Genomic DNA, 17,997 nt, shown 5'->3' with positions numbered 1-17,997 from the left:
AAATGCCCATGGCGGGCGAATTCCGATAACGGACCAGGCGCCCGTAGACTGAGGGATTATGCGTTCGGTCCGAGCTGTTTCGCTGGGGGACAATACCGTCTACCTGCTCGAACTCGACGGCACCCGAGTGTTGATCGATCCGGGGCCGGATTTCGAGGGTGCTCGCGATTTGCTCACGGAATCGCTCCGCGGCACGTCTCCCGACGTGGTGATCGCCACCCACGGGCACCTGGATCACGCCGGCCTCGGAGCATGGTGGCAGGAGCAGGGGCTACCGGTCGCCCTCCATCCGCTGGACTGGCCGTTCGCCACTGGAGAGGCCCCCTCGGAGGCTGAGTTTGCCGCTTTGAAGCAGCTGGCGCTCGCATCCGGCGCGCCGCCGGATGTGGCTGCGAGCGCCGCAGCCGCTATCGAATCGCGGCGGGCGTGGAGCGTTGCAGCTCGGACAGCGCAACGGCATCCGCCGGCGGGCCGAGACCGCCGCTGGCCGACCGGTCTGCTATATCGTCCGTTCCTACCCCGACTTGCGCTCGACGACGTCGATGTTGGAGGGCTTGAGTTGCTGCACCTGCCCGGGCACACGCCCGGCAATGCCGTCGTTTGGGTCCCTTCGGAGGGCTGGCTGTTCTCTGGCGACCAGCTCCTCCCGGGGATTACGCCGACGCCAGCGCTGCAAGGGCACCACGGTCACGGTCCGGCGAGCGATTGGAGATTTCGAAGCTTTCCGGCCTTCCTTGGCGCGCTTCGGAGCCTGCAGGCTCTCCAGCCCACTCGCTGTTTTCCGGGTCATGGTGAACCATTCGGAGATGTGGTCGCGGTGATCGAGGCCAACCTGGAACAAGCGGAGCAGCGTCTGAATCGGGCCGTCGGGGCCCTGCGGGATGCTGCAGGCTCGAGCTTGTACGAACTGGCGGAGCGACTGTACCCCCGCGCCGTGCGACGCCGCTTTTGGCAGATCCTCGCGACGGTGCAGGGCCTAATCGACGTTTTGGAGTTTCGCGGCCTGGTCGCCTACGAGGACGGTCGCTGGCGGCTCACTCAGGCTGCCAGCACCTCGTTCTCGTAGTCAGCGGCGATGGTCGCCGCAGGATCGAGCCAGCCGACGAGTGCATCATGACGTTTGAGGACGAGGTGGGCGCTTCCGCCGGGGAGGTGCACCAGTTCGAAATCGGCTGGCGGGACCGTGACCACTTCGTCGACGTCGTCAACGAGCAGGGCGGCCGTCTCGCCCCGAGCGACGACCACCACGAGTCGCCGGTCAGGCGTTGGCTCCGCGCGACCGAGGTCGAGCCGACGGGCGAGGTCGATGACGGGGAGGGCCGCGCCCCGAACCTGCATGAGGCCGAGAACGCCAGGAGGAGCGCCGGGCGCGGGGGTTAGGCTGCCTGGCATCAGGATTTCGCGAACGGCCTCGATGGGGAGTGCGTGGCGACAGCCGCCGGCGCGAAAGATGACGCACTGGACGGGTTCGCGTGGGAGCTCTGTGGCGTTCATCGAGATCACCTCGTCCGGGTTATCGGCCGGCGAAGGCGCTCGTGGAGCCGCAATGGGGCTGTTTGCTAGCATTGTCACGTGAGCTTTACCGAAGTAGCGAATGCTCGCCTCGATGCCATCGGGTTTCGTTCCACTGCTCCGCGCCGGGCGGTCCTGCAGGCTATCGAATCTGCCGGGTCGCCGTTCACCGTGGAGGAACTGCTGGAAACGCTTCCGGGAGTCGGCCGCGCGACGGTGTTTCGGACCGTGAAGCTCCTTCACGAGCTTGACCTGCTGTGTCGGGTCCCGCTCGAAGACGGGGGCGTGCGGTATCAGCTCAGCGAGGGCGAGCATCATCATCACTTGGTCTGCCGCGCGTGCGGGCGATTCACGGAATTCACCGACCTGGAGCTGGACGCCCGCATCCAGGAGCAGGCACGCGCGCACGGCTTCACCCTCGAAAGCCACGCGGTCGAGCTTTACGGCGTTTGCGGGCAGTGCGCGCGTTAGGATAGCGGCGCGTACCTCGCCGGGGTGGCGGAATGGCAGACGCAGCCGGCTTAAACCCGGCGGCCGCGAGGCGTGTGGGTTCGAATCCCTCCCCCGGCACCATCGCACCAGGGTGTTCGCATCGGTTGGCGGCTCGCCTCGGCTTGGGGAGGCGAGGCACCGCGCAGAAACCTGGCGCGGGCGGGCGCGGATTTGCGACCTACCTGGCCGGTGGTTCGAGCACCGTCACGGGTACGGCGCCGGCCGCTCGAAGGCGATTCGTAGAACCAGCGGTTGGCGCGGGTGCGTTCTCCTGGGAGGTGATGCCTCAAATGTTCGGGGCCGCTTCGTGGCAAATGGACATGCCTTGCTCAGCTCAGCCTTCGGGTTGGGGCTCGACGTCCCGCTCGTAGGGGGTGGCCGAATGAGCAACGCGGCGGAATGGCTCGAACATGGTGTCGAAGCGGCGGACCTCGACCGGCCTTCGGACACCTTGGTGCTCACAAGCGGAACCAACGGAGCAGCTAGCGCAGCAGTACGACCGGCCCGCCATGATGTGCGGCGGTGACGTGTAGACTGCATGGCAGCGGATGCAGCGCCGCGGCTCGTTGTTCGTCATCGGGACCCCCGCTGGTGCGTTTCGCTGATCATTCTGCCATGCGGCTGGCTCCGAAAAAGCCGCGGGACGATGCTATGGTTCGAATCAATCGCGTATACACTCGGGCGGGCGACTCTGGCGAAACCGCGCTTGGCGGGGGGCAGCGCGTCCCCAAGGAAAGCCTGCGGATCGAGGCCTACGGGACCGTCGACGAGCTGAACAGCGTGATCGGCGTAGCCGTGGCCGCCGGGCTTCATGAGTCGATGCGTGAGCGTTTTCACGTCATTCAGCAGGTGTTGTTCAACCTCGGCTCGGACCTTTGCATCCTCGAGGAGGACAAGGAACGGCTCCCGGTTCCCCGTATCGAGCCGCGTCACGTCGAGCAGCTCGAGGCCTGGATCGATGAATGGAACGGCGAGTTGGAGCCGCTCACGAGCTTTATCTTGCCGGGCGGGGATCTGGCTGCGGCGCAGCTGCACGTGGCCCGCACCGTCTGCCGCCGGGCGGAGCGTGCCGTGGTGGCCCTCTCCCGCGAGGAGCCAATCGGCGCGCAAGTCGTGCCGTTTTTGAATCGGCTCTCGGATCTCCTGTTCGTGGCCGCCCGATACCAGGCCCGCCTGGCGGGGATCGGCGATATCACCTGGGATAGTCGGAAATATTGACCCGGAGCCCGGCATGCCTCGATTCGATGGAAAAGTCGGATTTGTGACCGGAGGTGGCACAGGGATTGGTTTTGCCTGTGCCCGCGCAATCGTCGAAGGCGGCGGCCGGGTCATCCTGGCGGGACGGAGGGAAGGCGTGCTCCACGACGCAGCCGAGAAGCTCGGCCCGAGCGCATCCTTTGTTCCGTGCGACGTCCAGGATGACGCATCCGTGGGTCGGGCGTTCTCGTGGGTAACGCACCGTTTCGGAAGGCTCGACCTGGCGGTGAACGCCGCCGGCACGGGAACGGTCGGGAGCGTGCTCAACGGTCCGGTCGGTGAGTTCGTGAGGGTCGTCGATACGAACCTGACGGGTGTGTACCGGGTGATGCAGCAGGAGGCACGTCTGATGGCTGCGGCCGGTGGCGGCAGCATCGTGAACATCAGCTCGATTGCCGGTACCCATACCCATCGCTGGATGACCGCGTACTGTGTTTCGAAGGCAGCGCTCGACATGCTCACGCGCTGTGCTGCCGACGACCTGGGCGAGTTCGGCATTCGGGTGAATGCCGTCGCTCCCGGTCTCGTGCCAACGGATTTGGCATCGGGGCTGCTGGCTAACGACGAGACCGTTGCCGAATACCTGCGAAGGATGCCGTTGAACCGCTTGGGCACGACGGACGACATTGCGGCGGCCGTGGCGTTTTTGCTCAGCGACGAGGCGAGCTGGATTACGGGCGTAACGCTGGCCGACGATGGCGGCCACCATCTGCGCCAAGGGCCCGACCTGCTCCATCAGTTCCGGCCACTGTTCGCAGCCGAAAACCCCTCCGCGAGGGGTGACGCTTGACACGGTGCGCCAGCTCCCTACGCTAAGCCTTCCCGGCAACCACGATACCTACCGGCCGGGAAACAAGGAGCAATGAATGGCGGATCTGAAGGAAGCGGCCGAACAGTTCGCGAAGGACCTGGTCAACCAGAACATCGCGGGCCTCATGATGGCGTTCACCCCGAATGGTATGGGGCAGGCCATGGCCCTCCAATCGCAGATGCAGGCAGCTGGCGGCCCGCAGCCGACAGGTACACCGACGGTGACCGTCGAGCTTCAAGGCCAGGATGGGGAAGACCACCTCGTCGACATCGTGATGGCCTCTGACGCGGGCGCGCGCACCATCGCGACCCGCTGGAAGGACGTCGCGGGTTCGTGGAAGGTCGACGGCATTTCGCTGAAGGCTTGACGGCCAGCCCTGAATGAACTCGGGGCCGCCCAATCGTGGGCGGCCTTTCTTCGTCGTGCCAATGTGGCCTGCTACCGTTGGAAGCGATGGCACGCACGTTGACTGGCGCTCGCCCGCTTCCCTGGCCGCAACGAATCCGACGCTTTGTCGAGGTGGGCTGGGCGTTCGTCGTCATTTACCTCAGCTACAAGCGGCTCCAGAAATTCCCAGCCCGCGACCCCGAAGTGCGGGCACGGCGGCTTTCCCAGACCCATCTGCGAGCAGCTCGAAGGGTCTACGGGCTCGCGACGAGGATGGAAGGGCTGCTCATCAAGACCTGTCAGTTCATCTCCAGCCGCGCGGACGTCGCCCCGCCGGAGTACATTGCCGTGCTCAGTCGCCTGCAGGATAGGGTGCCGGCCCGGCCTTTCCGTGAGGTGGCCGAGCAAGTACGTCGGGAGCTAGGCAATCACCCCGATGTCATTTTCGCCGAGTTCAGCCGTCGGCCTATCGCGTCGGCCTCGCTTGCTCAAGTGCACCGAGCGCGGACGCGCGACGGTCACGACGTGGCCGTGAAGGTGCAGTACCCGGGGATTGACCGCGTGCTGGAAACCGACCTGCGGAATATCTCGATCCTCGTCCGCATCTTGGCCCGCATCGAGCCGAACTTCGATTTCCGGGTCATCATGGACGAGCTGAACCGGCAGATACCGTTAGAGCTGGACTTCATCCTCGAAGGGAAAAGCTCGGAGCGTGTCGCGCGGGACTTGGCCCACCGGAGGGATATCCGTATCCCGAGGGTGTATTGGGAATACACGGCCCGGCGTGTCCTGACCACGGAATTTATCGAGGGGACCAAGATCTCCGACATCCCCGCCCTGCTCGCGCAAGGGATCGACCCCAACCAGGTCGCCCTGATCATGACCGAGGCGTACTGCGAGCAGATCCTGGTTCATGGGTATTTCCACGCCGACCCTCACCCCGGCAACCTCCTCGTTCTGCCTGGGCCTGTGGTGGTCTTCCTCGACTTTGGGCTATCGAAAGAGCTGCCCGAATCCTTCCGTCTCAACTATGCGCGGCTGGTGGTGGCAATGTTGCGCCAGGACGATGCCGAGATGGTGGCGGCGTTCCGTGCAATCGGCTTCAGAACGAAATCCGAAGACCCGCAATCGCTCATCGCGCTCGGGAGGTCGTTCTTCGAGGCTACCGGACCCGACCAAAAGCCGTACATGGACGCCGACGTTATGCCGGAGGTCAACGAGCGGCTCGCGCGAATCCTTAATGCCAACCCAGTGACGGAGATCCCCGGCGACATTTTGCTGATCTTCCGTGTGCTCGGACTGATGAGCGGGTTGCAGAAGCGGCTCGAAAGCCAGGTCAACATGTTCGAGACGATCACTCCCTACGCCGAGGAACAGGCACGCCTGCTGACAGAGCGGGGGACGGGCGAAGCCGCGGGATAACGGCAGCGCTACATCAGCCAGTCGGCAATGGCGCGGAAGAGCCCGGTGGCGCTGTCCCACCCGAGGTAGAGCAATGCAGCCGCCTGGACCGCGACGACGAGCCCGAGTGCGCCAACGAGGACGCTGCTGGCAATGGCTCGACGCCTTTCTATCGCGCGAGTTTCCCGCTCGAGTCGTTCGAGCTCCGCTCGAAAGAATGCGCGGTCGTACTCCCGGCGGAGGTCCGGTTTCGAAAGCACCGCGTAGGCTTCGTTGAGCCGCTGCATGGCTTCACGCGCCGAGTCATCGTACTCGGCTTGACGCATCAGGTCGTCCGAGAGTCGCGCGTAGGCTGCCTCGATGCCAGCAAGGTCGGCTTTTGGGGGCAGGTTGAGGATCGAGTAGTAGTCGACCAAGCGGGATTCGGCCACGGCATGCCTCTCTAAAGAGATAAAACGGCAGCCCGGGCCAAAAGATGAGGCTCCGGCCTTTTGGCGCCGATTCGCACGACAAGGCTCAGGAAAGGCAGGCGAGCCCTGCGATGTAGTAGCGCACCTGCCTGAGGGGGGTCTCTCGGTCGATGGGTGCGCCACCGAAGACGTGGGCCAGGATGAACATGTTGAGAATGCCGGTGATGGCGGTCGCACAGATTGGTACGGAATCTGTGCGAAGCACACCCGAGGCCATGCCGCGGGCGAGGATTTCGTCGAGGGGTAGGCGGACGCGTTCACCGAGCGCCTGCGCGAATTCGGCCATGGGGACGCCGCCGAGCCCGAACACTTCCCGCAGAACGAGGGCGATGATCTCCTCCTGTTGGAGGAAGTAGTCGAGGTATCGCTCGCAGTACGCGAGCACCTGTTCTTCGACCGGGGCCTCGGCGGGTAGCTGGGCACGAATCGTGTCCGCCATCTCCTCGAGGATCTGCCGGACGATGCCAGCGTAGAGGCCCTCTTTCGAGCCGAAGTAGTAATAGATCATCGGCTTGGTGGTACCAGCGTCCTCCGAGACCTCACGGAGGGACGTCGCGGCGTAGCCCTTTTGCGAGAAATGCCGCAGCGCGCTCGCGAAGATTCGATCGCGAACGTCGGACTCCTTCGTCTGCTCTGTGCCCGAGGGCGATGACACGCAAGAGCTCCGATCGTCGGATTCAGGCGGTGCGGGTACCTGGAGTATACGGCTGACTCCGGAACGGGTCATGGATGGTGGGCTGGCACCGTGGCGGTGCGCGGTGTATGCTGAGCGGGACCCTTTAAGGTGGTCCCGTGAGGCCGCCAAGGGAGGAGGTGCCGGCATGGCCGGCAGGTCGTTCATGTTCGTGTGCGCCTTCTCCGGAGCTTGGGGGAGGCGTTTTTCGTGAGTCCAACCCGATACCTCGGCCCTGAGGAGATCGCGCGCACGGTCCGGCGCCTAGGGCACGAGATCGTCGAGAGTAACCGCGGAACGGACGACCTCGTGCTGGTTGGCTTGCTATCCCGGGGGTTTCCGCTCGCGCAGCGGCTTGCCGCCGCCATTCGGGAGTTCGAGGGTGTCGAGGTACCAGTAGGGGCCCTCGACATCGGTCTCTACCGCGACGATGTCGTGCGCCGCCCCTCGCCACCCCCGGTCCGGCCGTCGGACATCCCGGTCCCGATCGACGGAAAAACCGTGGTGTTGGTCGACGACGTGCTGTTCACGGGTAGGTCGGTTCGGGCTGCTTTGGATGCGCTGCTCGATTTTGGAAGGCCGGCACGGGTTCGCCTCTGCGTACTGGTCGACCGTGGGCATCGTGAGCTACCCATCCGGCCGGATTTCGTTGGGAAGAACATCCCAACTGCCCTCGTCCAGCGAGTTCGGGTGCGCCTCTCGGAGGTCGATGGCGAAGATGCGGTGTATGTCTACGGCGAGGAGGCGGCCAGTGCCTGACGCGCGCAGTCCCGTGGCGGAGCCTTCTCTCGCAACCACTTGGACTCGAAAGGACCTGCTCGACACTGACACGCTCTCCCGAGAGGAGATCGACCTCATCCTCGAGACGGCTCGCGGCATGCGAGAGATCCGTTCGAGGCCGGTGTCGAAGGTGTCGACGCTGCGCGGTGTGACCGTTGCGACACTGTTTTACGAACAGAGCACCCGCACGCGGGCCAGCTTCGAGGTTGCAGCCAAGGCGCTGGGCGCCGACGTCGTGAACCTCACGGCCGCCGGGTCGTCGGTCGAGAAGGGGGAGACGCTCATCGACACGGTTCGGACCCTCGAAGCGATCGGCGCGGACGTCATCGTGATGCGCCATCCTCGGTCGGGAGCCCCCTACCTCGCGGCGCGGAACACGGGCGCTGCGGTGATCAACGGCGGCGACGGCACACACGCGCATCCGACGCAGGCCCTCTTGGACTTGTTCACGATGGTCGAGCACCTCGGCTCGCTCGAGGGGCGGAAGGTAGTCATCGTGGGCGACATTCTCCACTCGCGGGTCGCTCGTTCGAACGCGTGGACTCTGCTTCGGTACGGGGCAGAGGTCATTCTCTGTGGACCGGCGACGCTGTTGCCTCGGAGCTACGTTCCGCAGCTCGGAGAGAACCGTTGCGCGCTCACGACCGATTTGGACCGGGCGGTCGAAGGTGCCGACGTCGTCATGGCGCTTCGGATGCAAAAGGAGCGCCAGCAGCGTGGCCTGATCCCTTCGCTCCGAGAGTACATCTCGGGGTACCAGGTCAATGCGGCGAGGATGGGGCGGGCACGGCCGGGCGCGCTGCTGATGCACCCCGGCCCGATGAACGAGGGGATCGAGGTAGCGCCCGATGTCGCTCACGGGGCGCAGTCACTGGTGGAGGAACAAGTCGCGAATGGGGTGGCCATTCGGATGGCCCTCCTCTACCTCATCGCAGCGAGGAGCCGACGTTGAGCGAACGCATTCTCATCAGGGGCGGCAGGGTCATCGATCCCGCGCGGAGGCTCGACGCGGTGGTGGACGTGCTCGTAGCGGACGGGGTTGTCGCGGACGTTCGTGCGGGGCTGGAGGTGACCGGTGCACGTGTGGTGGAAGCCGATGGGTGTATCGTGGCCCCGGGCTTCATCGACCTCCATGCGCATTTGCGGGAGCCGGGCTTCGAGCAGAAAGGCACCGTGGCGACGGAAACGGCCGCTGCGCTTCGGGGCGGATTCACCACGGTTTGCGCGATGCCCAACACGAGACCTGCGCCCGACTGCGGGCCGGTGCTCGAGAGCATTCTCGAACTCTACGCTCGGTACGGGCGTGTACGCATCTTCCAGATCGGGTGTGTCACCCGGGGGCGCGAGGGGAGAGAGCTTGCCGAGCTGGCCGAGCTCGCGCAGCGCGGGGTCGTCGCCTTCAGCGACGACGGGAGTCCCGTGGCGGACCCGCGGCTCATGCGGAACGCGCTTGCCCTCGCGAATGCACTCGGCGTTCCCCTTTCCGAGCACTGCGACAGTCCCGAGATGCACACGAACGGCGCGATGAACGAGGGGGCGGTGAGCGAGAGGTTGGGGCTCACCGGGCAGCCTTCGGCAGCTGAAGCTGCCGCCATCGCCCGCAATATCGAACTCGCTGCTCTCACGGGCGCTCGGCTTCACATCGCCCACGTTTCCACGGCGCGGGGCGTGGACCTCATCGCACAGGCGAAGCGCAGCGGCGTTCGGGTGACCTGCGAGGTCACCCCTAGCCATCTGTTTCTGACCGAGGACGCCGTCGCCGGGACGGGCTCGGAGCCTTCCTACGACACGAACGCCAAGGTCAACCCACCGTTGCGGACGGAATCGGATCGGCGCGCGCTGCTGCGCGCCCTCGACGAGGGGATTATCGATGCGATCGCAACCGATCACGCGCCTCACGCGGTCGAGGACAAGCTCGTCGAGTTCGAAGAGGCGGCCTTCGGCATCAGCTGTTTCGAATCGGCGGTGTCGACGTTGCTGACCCTGGCGTCGCGCGGCGAGCTTCGGGTCGAACGGATGGTCGAGGCGCTCACGTCGGGACCGGCAGCGTGCTTCCGCCTCGCGGAGCGGGTACGAGGACTGGGCACCCTCGCGCCGGGCGAAGCGCGAGACATTGTCGTGCTCGATCCACGGGCGACGGTGGTAGTCGATCCTACTTCGTGGTGCTCGAAAGGAAGAAACACACCGCTCGGCGGACAACGCCTGACGGGCGCGGTGCGTGCCGTCGTTTTCGGTGGAACGATCGCATGGGAGCGGGAGGTGGTGAATGGCTGATGCCTGGCTCGTCCTCGCTGACGGAACGGCGTACCCCGGGAGGGCTGTGGGGGCGCTCGGACACGCGGATGGCGAGGTTGTGTTCAACACGTCGATGACTGGGTACCAGGAGATGCTGACCGATCCGTCGTACGCCGGGCAGCTCCTGGTGCTGACGTACCCGCTGATCGGCAACTACGGGATAGACGAACGGGTCGAAGAATCAGCCCGTATTCAGCCGAGGGGCCTGATTGTCCGTCAGGCCACCGACCAGCCAAGCCACCTCCGGTCACATCAGACGTTGCGCGAGTACCTCGAGGCACGCGGGGTGGTGGCTATCGAGGGCGTGGACACCCGCGCCGTGACCAGGCGGATCCGCCGTCAAGGTGTGATGCTAGGAACGATCACGACCCACGAGTCTCCGGAGCAGGCGCTGGCGCGGGTGCGCGACCTGCCTGTGTACGACGACATCGACTGGGTGGCTTCGGTCACCACCGACCGGGTCTACGACTGGTCGGTCCCCCTTGGCGAAGGTCGCTACCGCGTGGCGCTGCTCGATGGTGGGGTGAAACGAAATATCATGCGGTTGCTCGAAAAACGGGGCTGTTCGGTTCGGGTGTTTCCCGCCGGTACGCCGGCGGCCGACATTCTGGCCGTTCATCCCGACGGGGTTTGTCTTTCGCCCGGGCCGGGTGATCCGCGACTCTTGGATCGGATGGTCCGTGAGGTGAGACAGCTGATCGGACGCGTTCCGGTTTTCGGTATCTGCCTCGGCCATCAGGTGGCGGCGCGTGCTCTCGGTGCGGGAACATTCAAGCTGCCGTTCGGCCACCGGGGCGGGAACCACCCGGTGAAGGACCTCGTTTCGGGCCGGGTGACCATCACGGCACAAAATCATGGGTACGCCGTCGACCCAGACCACCTGGATGCCGCGGCGTACGTGAGCCACATCAACCTCAACGATGGAACGGTCGAAGGCATCGCCTCGCGACGGGATCCGCTGATGACGATTCAGTATCACAGTGAGGCGTGTCCGGGGCCGCTCGACAACGAATACATTTTCGACCGCTTCATCGACCTGATGGCGACAACGAAAGGAGGGGGCCGATGACCCGTGCCACGGAGATTCGACGGGCCAGCGCCGCCGATGCGGAGGGCATCGCGGCCATTCTGCGGGGTATGGGAAACGAGAATGTCGGCCTGGAGGGGCCGTTCGATGCGAGCCGGATCGAGGCATGGCTTCGCCGCCTTGGCGACGACGGAGCGCTTTTCGTGGCCTACGATGGCAGCATCCCCGTCGCTTTCGGGGCGCTCGATTTCGACACGGCGGACCCGGGGACTGGGCTGCTGGGCGTGTGGGTGCTCGCGGAGTACCGGCGGCGCGGAATCGCGACCGACCTCGCCGAGGCGATTCTCGAATTCGCACGTCAACGCGGCTACCGGCGCATCCGCGGCCGGCTGCCGGAGGGGAACGAACCTGCACTGAGCTTCCTCTCGAGCATCGGCGCGATGGTTCCGCTACGGAACCCCAACATGCGGTTCGAGTTACCGCTCTGAGATGGGGTCCATGGCAGGTAACCCGACGATGACGACCCGCCGGCGGAACAACGCGCCTATTCGGCCCAGGCGACAGGTATCCGTGGTAGCTGACTTCGCCTTCGCGCTCGCTGCTGGCATGTTCGTGATGGCTGGAGTCTTTACGGCTATCAGCTTCGGCGGGCCCGGGTTCGCGGCTGGAGATGCCGGCGCCGGTCTCGCGCGGCTGTTCGCGGCTTCGCTCGCCATCGCGAGCATTTGCGGAATGCTGATTGGCGCGATGCTTGTCAGCGGCGCGCCCGATGCGGGGGCCCATTCGACGGTACCGGTCTTGCTGGGCGCCGTGGTCGGCGCGTTCGAGGCCTTGCTCATCCTCGAGGCACGGGTGGAACTGTTGCTACTGCCGTTCGCGCTGTTCCTGTTCGTGCCGCTGCCCGTTCGCCGGGTTCTCCGAAGCGGACTACGACGATGAGGCAGCCGTCGAGAATCCCGGCTTCAGCATCGATGGCCGCTACCCACATCGAACCTCTCCGGAGATGCCATCCGTGAAACCATCGAGCGTGCTCATCATCGGGTCCGGGCCGATCGTCATCGGCCAGGCCGCGGAGTTCGACTATGCCGGAACGCAGGCTTGCAAGGCGGTGCGCGAGGAGGGCGTGCGCAGCATCCTCGTGAACTCGAATCCGGCGACGATCATGACGGACCTCGATATCGCCGATGCCGTTTACATCGAGCCGCTGACCGTTCCCGTACTGGAGCGAATTATTGCGCGCGAACGACCGGAGGGGCTTTTGCCGACGCTGGGGGGCCAGACAGGCCTCAACCTCGCCGTCGAGCTCTCGAAGGCCGGCATTCTCGAAAAGTACAACGTGCGCCTGCTGGGCACTCCGCTCGACGCGATACGTCGGGCGGAGGACCGCGAACTCTTCCGCGAGATGCTGGCGAAGCTCGGGGAGCCGGTTCTCGAGAGCGAGATTTGCCACACGGTGGCCGAGTGCGAGAGGGCGGCCGAGCGCATCGGCCTGCCCGTGGTCGTGCGGCCTGCCTACACGCTGGGCGGCACCGGTGGTGGCATGGCCTTCTCGATGGAGCAGCTCCGGAGCGTCGCGGCGTCGGGGCTGGCCGCCAGCCCGATCACGCAGGTCCTCGTCGAGAAGAACCTCCTTGGCTGGAAAGAGATCGAGTACGAGGTGATGCGTGACAGCGCCGGCAACTGCATCACCATATGCAATATGGAAAACATGGACCCGATGGGCGTCCACACGGGCGACTCTATCGTGGTCGCACCATCGCAGACACTGAGCGACAAGGATTACCAGATGCTCCGTTCCGCGGCCTTGCGGATCATTTCGGAGCTGGGCATCGAAGGGGGCTGCAACGTCCAGTTCTCGCTGGCCCCCAGGAAGGATGTCACCGACTGGCGGGGCGATCCGGACGAACCGCTGCCCTACTACGTTATCGAGGTCAATCCACGCGTCAGCCGGTCTTCAGCGCTCGCATCGAAGGCGACGGGATACCCGATCGCGCGCGTCGCGGCCAAGATCGCCTGCGGCCGAACCCTGGATGAGATTCCGAACGCGGTGACGAAAAAGACCACGGCTGCGTTCGAGCCGGCGCTCGACTACGTGGTAGTGAAGATTCCCCGATGGCCGTTCGACAAGTTCGCCCTTGGCGACCGGACCCTGGGCACGCAGATGAAGGCGACGGGCGAAGTGATGGCGATCGACCGTACCTTCGAGGCAGCCCTCAACAAGGCGGTCCGCTCGCTGGAGGTCGGCGGGCGCAGTCTGCTCTGGGAGCGGCCGGAGTGGCGGGAGATGGCGGAGGTGCCCGTCCACGCAACGGACGAGCGGCTCTGGGCGCTGATCGCGGCCCTTCGCCGGGGCGAAGACATCGTCACGCTCTCGCGGCGGTCGCATGGCGTCGACCCGTGGTTCCTGGAGCGCCTGCAGAACATTGTGCGGATGGAACGGCGGCTGTTGGAGGAGCCGCTCCACCCCGACCTGCTGCGTGAAGCGAAGCGGATGGGCTTCAGCGACGAGATGGTCGCGCAACTTGCGGACCGGCTGCCCGAACAGATCCGGGCGCTCCGCCACGAGTGGAATATCCGGCCGGTCTACAAGATGGTGGATACCTGCGCGGCGGAGTTCGACGCCGAGACACCCTATTTTTACAGCACCTACGAATACGAGAACGAGGCGACGCCTGAGGAGGGGCGCGGAGCCGTTGTCGTCGGGAGCGGTCCGATCCGCATCGGGCAGGGCATCGAGTTCGACTACGCGAGCGTCCATGCCGCTTGGGCGCTGCAGAGCGCGGGGCTGCGCGCCATCATGGTGAACTCGAACCCGGAGACGGTTTCGACCGATTTCGACACGTCCGACCGGCTGTATTTCGAGCCGCTGGACGAAGAATCGATTCGCGACATCATCGAAAACGAGGGGGCCGGCGCGCATGGGAGTCCGCCGAGCATCGTCCAGTTTGGCGGACAGACCGCGATCAACATCGCGGGCCCGCTCCGGCGGGCGGGGCTCCCGATCATCGGCTCGGACGCCGAGGCGATCGACATTGCGGAGGACCGCCGCCGGTTCGAGCGGTTTCTCCAGGAGCGAGGTATTCCGCAGCCGCCTGGAGCCGCGATCTTGACGCTGGAAGAAGCGATGAAGACGGCGCAGCAGATAGGCTACCCGGTTCTCGTGCGGCCGTCGTACGTGCTCGGCGGGCGGGCCATGGAGATCGTTCAGAACGCGACCGAGCTGGTGACCTTCGTCGGCGCTGCCGCCGAGGTTGCGGGCGGAAAGCCAATTCTCATCGACAAGTTCCTCGAAGGTGCCGAAGTGGAGGTGGACGCCATCTGCGACGGCGAGCAGGTGCTCATTCCGGGCATCATGGAACATATCGAGCGGGCGGGCGTGCACTCAGGGGATTCGATGGCGGTCTACCCGCCGGTCCACCTCGACGATGAGGAAAAGGCAGTCATCGTCGATTACACCCGTCGTATCGTGCTGGGCATGGGCGCGATCGGCTTGACCAACATCCAATACGTCGTGCTCCCGCGCCGACCGCACGAGGGCCCGCGCGTGTTCGTCCTCGAGGTGAATCCACGCGCGAGTCGAACCGTGCCGTTTCTCTCGAAGGTGACCGGTGTGCCGATGGTGCAGCTCGCGGTTGGCGCGATGCTCGGAAGGAAGCTGCGCGAGCAAGGTTATCCGGATGGCCTCTGGCCGGAGCGGCGCCTGTACGCAGTCAAGGCCCCGGTGTTCTCGATGTCGAAGCTCAAGGGCGTCGATACCTACTTGGGCCCTGAGATGAAGAGCACGGGAGAGGTGATGGGGGTCGACCGGACCTTCGAGGCTGCGCTGGCGAAAGCGCTCATTGCGGCGGACCTCGCATTGCCGTCGAAGGCGTCGATTCTGCTCAGCATTTCGGACCGCACCAAGGCCGATGCGCTTCCACTCGTGCACCAACTCGCCGAGGCCGGATACCGCCTCTACGCGACGGAGGGCACAGCCCGGATGATCCAGGCGCTGGGGCTCCCGGTCGAGACGGTCACGAAGGTTCTGAGTGGCGGCCATCCGAACGTCGTCGATGTCATCATGGACGGCACCGTGCAGTGCGTGATCAATACGCCGGAAGGCCGGATGACCGGCTCCTTGAGAGACGGATTTCACATTCGGCGAGCGGCGGCCGAACGTCGAATCCCGTGCTTCACGTCGATCGATACCGCCCGGGCAGCCATTCAGGCGCTTGCCCGGCCCGCAGCCTACGACGTTGCGACGGTGAGGGAGTACCTCGGTGGAGATTGACGACGCTATCATTCTCGAGACGCGGCCGGCTTGGGAAGGGGCGTTCATTACCTGGTTTCATTCGCCGGCTCTCGCTCGTCGGGTGGAGCCGGGGCAATTCGTGATGGTCCATTGCTCGCACGAGCACATGGATCCCATGTTCGCGCGCGCATTCAGCTATTACCGGGTCGACGGGGACCGATTCGCGCTCTGCTATGCGGTCGTGGGCCGCGGTACCCGTTGGCTGAGCGAGCAGCCACCGGGTACCGCTGTTCGAGCGTACGGACCGCTTGGCCGGGGGTTTCGCCTGCCATCGGCACCGGCGAACGTCCTCCTCATCGGAGGAGGAGTCGGCGTGGCGCCGCTCGTGGAAACTGCCTTTCGCGCGATTGAAGCGGGGCACCATGTGGTCGCGATGATGGGCGCTCGCGACGCCGCTCATCTCCTCCCTGCAGCGGAGTGGCCGAAGGAGACCGAGTATGTCGTCGTTACCGAGGACGGCTCGGCGGGACCACGGGGGTTCGTCACGGAGCACCTCGGGAAATATCAGGAATGGGCGAATCGTATCTACGCCTGCGGGCCGAACGCGATGTTCCAGGCATTGGCGGATAGACTCCGCGGCAACGGACGGCGACAGTCGCCGGAGATTCTGATGGAAGAGAACATGCCGTGCGGCTGGGGCATGTGCTACGGATGCGCCGTTTTCACGCGGCGGGGTGTCCGGCTCTGCTGCAAGGACGGCCCGCGATTCAGCCTCTTCGATGTCTTCTAGCTCGTTACCGTCGTTTCTGCTGTCGCCGTGAGGGTCTCTTTCAGCAGGGCGAGGGCCCGCTCGGCGATCTGGACCATCACCTCGACTCGGGAACCGGGGAAGACGTGCTCTTCGGTGATGGTTCCCGCTGGCCCGGCGAGCGCGATGACGACCGACCCGACCGGCTTGGGCGAGCGTCGGCTGCCTTGCGGCCCAGCGATGCCGCTCTCGGCGAGCGCCCAGGCGCACCCAAGCGCCCGGCGTAGCCCTTCGGCAGTGGCCGCTACCCAAGCTGCGCTCACGGCGCCGTGCTGCCGGGCAATCTCGACGTCGAGGCCGAGCTGTTGCCAGCGATGGGCTCCGGCATAGGGGATGATGCCACCGTCGTACCACCGCGAGGCTCCGGGGACGCTCAGCAATCGGACGCTAATGAGCCCCCCTGCGGTGGTTTCGGAAACTGCTAGCTTCTCGCCGCGCCGCACGAGCAGTTCGCCAACCGCGGCGGCGAGATGGTCTTGTTCGAGCGGAAATTGGGAAATGTGCACGCCTTCCTCCAAGCCCGGCCGGCGGGCCGGTGAGATTGTCAATGGCTGGCATGACCGAGGCCAGGGCCTGATTCGACGTTGGCGGAGGCGAACTTCGGAACGGCAGCGTGCGGGGCTGGTATGCTGCGGCCATGCCGGAGTATCAGGTAAAGATTATCGACGCGTTCACCACGCGGCCGTACACGGGCAATCCCTGTGGCGTCATCACCCGAGCCGACGGGCTATCCGATGAGCAGATGCAGCAGATTGCGCGGGAGCTCAACGCGAGCGAGACCGCATTCGTGTTCCCTTCGCGCAGGGCGAAGTTTCGTGTCAGATTTTTCACTCCGGCGAAAGAAATCCCGCTGGCCGGCCACCCGACGATCGCGACGATGCACGCGCTCGTCGAGGAGGGGCGTATCGACCTTTCTGGCGGTCCGGTTCGGGTTACCCAGGAGCTCAACATCGGGCTGTTGCCGGTGGACATCGACCTGGACGAGGCGCGGAACATCCGTGTGGTCATGACGCAAGCGCGGCCCGAATTTGGCCGCAGGCTCGACCGGAACGTGATCGCGGAAGCACTGGGAATCGCGCCCTCGGACATTTGCTCGGACTCGCCGGTTCAGGTGGTATCGACTGGAACGCCGCAAGCGATGGTGCCGGTGCGGTCGCTCGAGGTCCTTCGTCGGCTGCGGCCGAATTTTCAACACCTCGGCGACCTGGAGGAGGTCGGGCACTATTTCAGTACGCACGTGTTCTGCCTCGAAGCGTTCGAACCGGGGCACCGGGCGCACGCTCGACATTTCGCGGCGAGCGCTGGCATTGCCGAGGACCCGGTAACCGGGAGCGCTGCGGGGGCGATGGCAGCTTACCTGTGGAAGTACGGCTTGGTCCGCGAGCGACGCTATATGGTGGAACAGGGGCACCTCATGGGGCGCCCGGGGGTGGTCACGGTAGAAGTGGATGGGGACGGCGACGAGCCCACCGGTGTCCGGATCGCCGGAACGGCGGTCACCGTCCTGCGTGGCTCCATCGTCGTGTGAGACGGCCTCGTCCGCACGTGTTCTGCTAGGCTCAGAACGGATGGATAGTGGTGATTTCGTGGCGGTCGAACGACGACTGCAGGGTTCGGCGTTTCTGGAATGTCGACCGGTCTGGTACTCATCGAATTACGTGTACCTCGCTCGGCTTACCGATGGCGAGGGTGAGTTGCTCGCGATTTACAAGCCGCGCGATGGCGAGACCCCGCTCTGGGATTTTCCCCATGGCACGCTCTATCGGCGGGAGGTGGCTGCCTACCGTCTGGATCGCGTATTCGGCTGGAGTCTCGTCCCGCCGACTGTCGTGCGTGAAGGTCCGCACGGCCCT

Annotated in this window: 19 protein-coding genes, 1 tRNA gene and 1 pseudogene; 17 read left to right on the top strand and 4 right to left on the bottom strand. The window is 65.2% G+C overall.

Annotation, left to right across the window (positions count from 1 at the left end; all coding sequences use genetic code 11):
• Nucleotides 1–58 precede the first annotated feature (58 nt).
• Nucleotides 59–1,066 carry an MBL fold metallo-hydrolase gene (locus VAE53_RS03650; protein ID WP_322818008.1) on the top strand — a complete coding sequence of 336 codons (1,008 nt, stop codon included), beginning with the start codon at nucleotides 59–61 and terminating at the stop codon, nucleotides 1,064–1,066.
• On the opposite strand, the gene VAE53_RS03645 is transcribed toward VAE53_RS03650, so the two are convergent.
• Complete coding sequence (locus VAE53_RS03645; RefSeq protein ID WP_322818007.1) at nucleotides 1,039–1,494, bottom strand: chemotaxis protein CheW; 456 nt, start codon at nucleotides 1,492–1,494, stop codon at nucleotides 1,039–1,041. The genes VAE53_RS03650 and VAE53_RS03645 overlap by 28 nt on opposite strands.
• A 78-nt stretch (nucleotides 1,495–1,572) precedes the next feature.
• Between VAE53_RS03645 and VAE53_RS03640 the strand changes: the two genes are divergently transcribed.
• The 6 genes from VAE53_RS03640 to VAE53_RS03615 all read left to right on the top strand — a co-directional run bounded on the left by VAE53_RS03640 (nucleotide 1,573) and on the right by VAE53_RS03615 (nucleotide 5,881).
• Nucleotides 1,573–1,983: a Fur family transcriptional regulator gene (locus tag VAE53_RS03640; protein WP_322818006.1), complete on the top strand. Its 411-nt coding sequence runs from the start codon at nucleotides 1,573–1,575 to the stop codon at nucleotides 1,981–1,983.
• Nucleotides 1,984–2,001: 18 nt separating this feature from the next.
• Nucleotides 2,002–2,085: transfer RNA gene (locus VAE53_RS03635), tRNA-Leu, on the top strand.
• Between the two features lie 534 nt (nucleotides 2,086–2,619).
• Nucleotides 2,620–3,222 (top strand): cob(I)yrinic acid a,c-diamide adenosyltransferase, encoded by a 603-nt coding sequence (locus VAE53_RS03630; protein WP_322818005.1) that lies wholly within the window; start codon nucleotides 2,620–2,622, stop codon nucleotides 3,220–3,222.
• Nucleotides 3,223–3,235: 13 nt separating this feature from the next.
• Nucleotides 3,236–4,051 carry an SDR family oxidoreductase gene (locus VAE53_RS03625; RefSeq protein ID WP_322818004.1) on the top strand — a complete coding sequence of 272 codons (816 nt, stop codon included), beginning with the start codon at nucleotides 3,236–3,238 and terminating at the stop codon, nucleotides 4,049–4,051.
• 76 nt (nucleotides 4,052–4,127) lie between these two features.
• Nucleotides 4,128–4,439: a hypothetical protein gene (locus VAE53_RS03620; RefSeq protein ID WP_322818003.1), complete on the top strand. Its 312-nt coding sequence runs from the start codon at nucleotides 4,128–4,130 to the stop codon at nucleotides 4,437–4,439.
• An 86-nt stretch (nucleotides 4,440–4,525) separates the two neighbouring features.
• On the top strand, nucleotides 4,526–5,881 hold the full coding sequence (locus VAE53_RS03615; protein WP_322818002.1) for an ABC1 kinase family protein: 1,356 nt from the start codon (nucleotides 4,526–4,528) through the stop codon (nucleotides 5,879–5,881).
• An 8-nt stretch (nucleotides 5,882–5,889) separates the two neighbouring features.
• Here the strand turns inward: VAE53_RS03615 and VAE53_RS03610 are convergent, their stop codons facing one another.
• On the bottom strand, nucleotides 5,890–6,291 hold the full coding sequence (locus VAE53_RS03610) for a DnaJ domain-containing protein (RefSeq protein WP_322818001.1): 402 nt from the start codon (nucleotides 6,289–6,291) through the stop codon (nucleotides 5,890–5,892).
• Between the two features lie 85 nt (nucleotides 6,292–6,376).
• Nucleotides 6,377–6,985: a TetR/AcrR family transcriptional regulator gene (locus tag VAE53_RS03605; protein ID WP_322818000.1), complete on the bottom strand. Its 609-nt coding sequence runs from the start codon at nucleotides 6,983–6,985 to the stop codon at nucleotides 6,377–6,379.
• A gap of 228 nt (nucleotides 6,986–7,213) precedes the next feature.
• On the opposite strand from VAE53_RS03605, the gene pyrR reads away from it, so the two are divergent.
• The 8 genes from pyrR (at nucleotide 7,214) to VAE53_RS03565 (ending at nucleotide 16,126) form a co-directional block, all read left to right on the top strand.
• Nucleotides 7,214–7,762 (top strand): bifunctional pyr operon transcriptional regulator/uracil phosphoribosyltransferase PyrR, encoded by a 549-nt coding sequence (gene pyrR, locus VAE53_RS03600; RefSeq protein ID WP_322817999.1) that lies wholly within the window; start codon nucleotides 7,214–7,216, stop codon nucleotides 7,760–7,762.
• A gap of 13 nt (nucleotides 7,763–7,775) precedes the next feature.
• Nucleotides 7,776–8,735 (top strand): aspartate carbamoyltransferase catalytic subunit, encoded by a 960-nt coding sequence (locus VAE53_RS03595; RefSeq protein WP_369294023.1) that lies wholly within the window; start codon nucleotides 7,776–7,778, stop codon nucleotides 8,733–8,735.
• Complete coding sequence (locus VAE53_RS03590; RefSeq protein WP_322817997.1) at nucleotides 8,732–10,057, top strand: dihydroorotase; 1,326 nt, start codon at nucleotides 8,732–8,734, stop codon at nucleotides 10,055–10,057. Before VAE53_RS03595 ends, VAE53_RS03590 begins: the two co-directional genes overlap by 4 nt.
• Entirely contained in the window at nucleotides 10,050–11,147 is a 1,098-nt protein-coding gene (gene carA / locus VAE53_RS03585) for a glutamine-hydrolyzing carbamoyl-phosphate synthase small subunit (protein WP_322817996.1), read from the top strand. The genes VAE53_RS03590 and carA overlap by 8 nt, the downstream gene beginning before the upstream one ends.
• Nucleotides 11,144–11,593 carry a GNAT family N-acetyltransferase gene (locus tag VAE53_RS03580; RefSeq protein ID WP_322817995.1) on the top strand — a complete coding sequence of 150 codons (450 nt, stop codon included), beginning with the start codon at nucleotides 11,144–11,146 and terminating at the stop codon, nucleotides 11,591–11,593. The genes carA and VAE53_RS03580 overlap by 4 nt, the downstream gene beginning before the upstream one ends.
• 82 nt (nucleotides 11,594–11,675) lie before the next feature.
• Nucleotides 11,676–12,044, top strand: coding sequence for a hypothetical protein (locus VAE53_RS03575; protein ID WP_322817994.1), 369 nt, complete (start codon nucleotides 11,676–11,678; stop codon nucleotides 12,042–12,044).
• 64 nt (nucleotides 12,045–12,108) lie between these two features.
• Nucleotides 12,109–15,375, top strand: coding sequence for a carbamoyl-phosphate synthase large subunit (gene carB, locus VAE53_RS03570; protein WP_369294020.1), 3,267 nt, complete (start codon nucleotides 12,109–12,111; stop codon nucleotides 15,373–15,375).
• Nucleotides 15,365–16,126, top strand: a complete 762-nt coding sequence (locus VAE53_RS03565; protein WP_322817992.1) for a hypothetical protein — start codon at nucleotides 15,365–15,367, stop codon at nucleotides 16,124–16,126. Before carB ends, VAE53_RS03565 begins: the two co-directional genes overlap by 11 nt.
• Here the strand turns inward: VAE53_RS03565 and VAE53_RS03560 are convergent.
• Nucleotides 16,123–16,650 carry a CinA family protein gene (locus VAE53_RS03560; RefSeq protein WP_322817991.1) on the bottom strand — a complete coding sequence of 176 codons (528 nt, stop codon included), beginning with the start codon at nucleotides 16,648–16,650 and terminating at the stop codon, nucleotides 16,123–16,125. The two genes, VAE53_RS03565 and VAE53_RS03560, sit on opposite strands and share 4 nt — an antisense overlap.
• A 131-nt stretch (nucleotides 16,651–16,781) precedes the next feature.
• Between VAE53_RS03560 and VAE53_RS03555 the strand changes: the two genes are divergently transcribed.
• Together VAE53_RS03555 and VAE53_RS03550 are read left to right on the top strand one after the other, a co-directional pair.
• Entirely contained in the window at nucleotides 16,782–17,672 is an 891-nt protein-coding gene (locus VAE53_RS03555) for a PhzF family phenazine biosynthesis protein (protein WP_322817990.1), read from the top strand.
• A gap of 40 nt (nucleotides 17,673–17,712) precedes the next feature.
• Nucleotides 17,713–17,997 (top strand): annotated as a pseudogene (locus tag VAE53_RS03550) (hypothetical protein); the annotation flags it as partial.

It is taken from the genome of Tepidiforma sp. (assembly GCF_034432735.1).
Classification (GTDB): Bacteria; Chloroflexota; Dehalococcoidia; order Tepidiformales; family Tepidiformaceae; genus Tepidiforma.
This window is presented reverse-complemented; position numbering and strand designations above follow the sequence as displayed.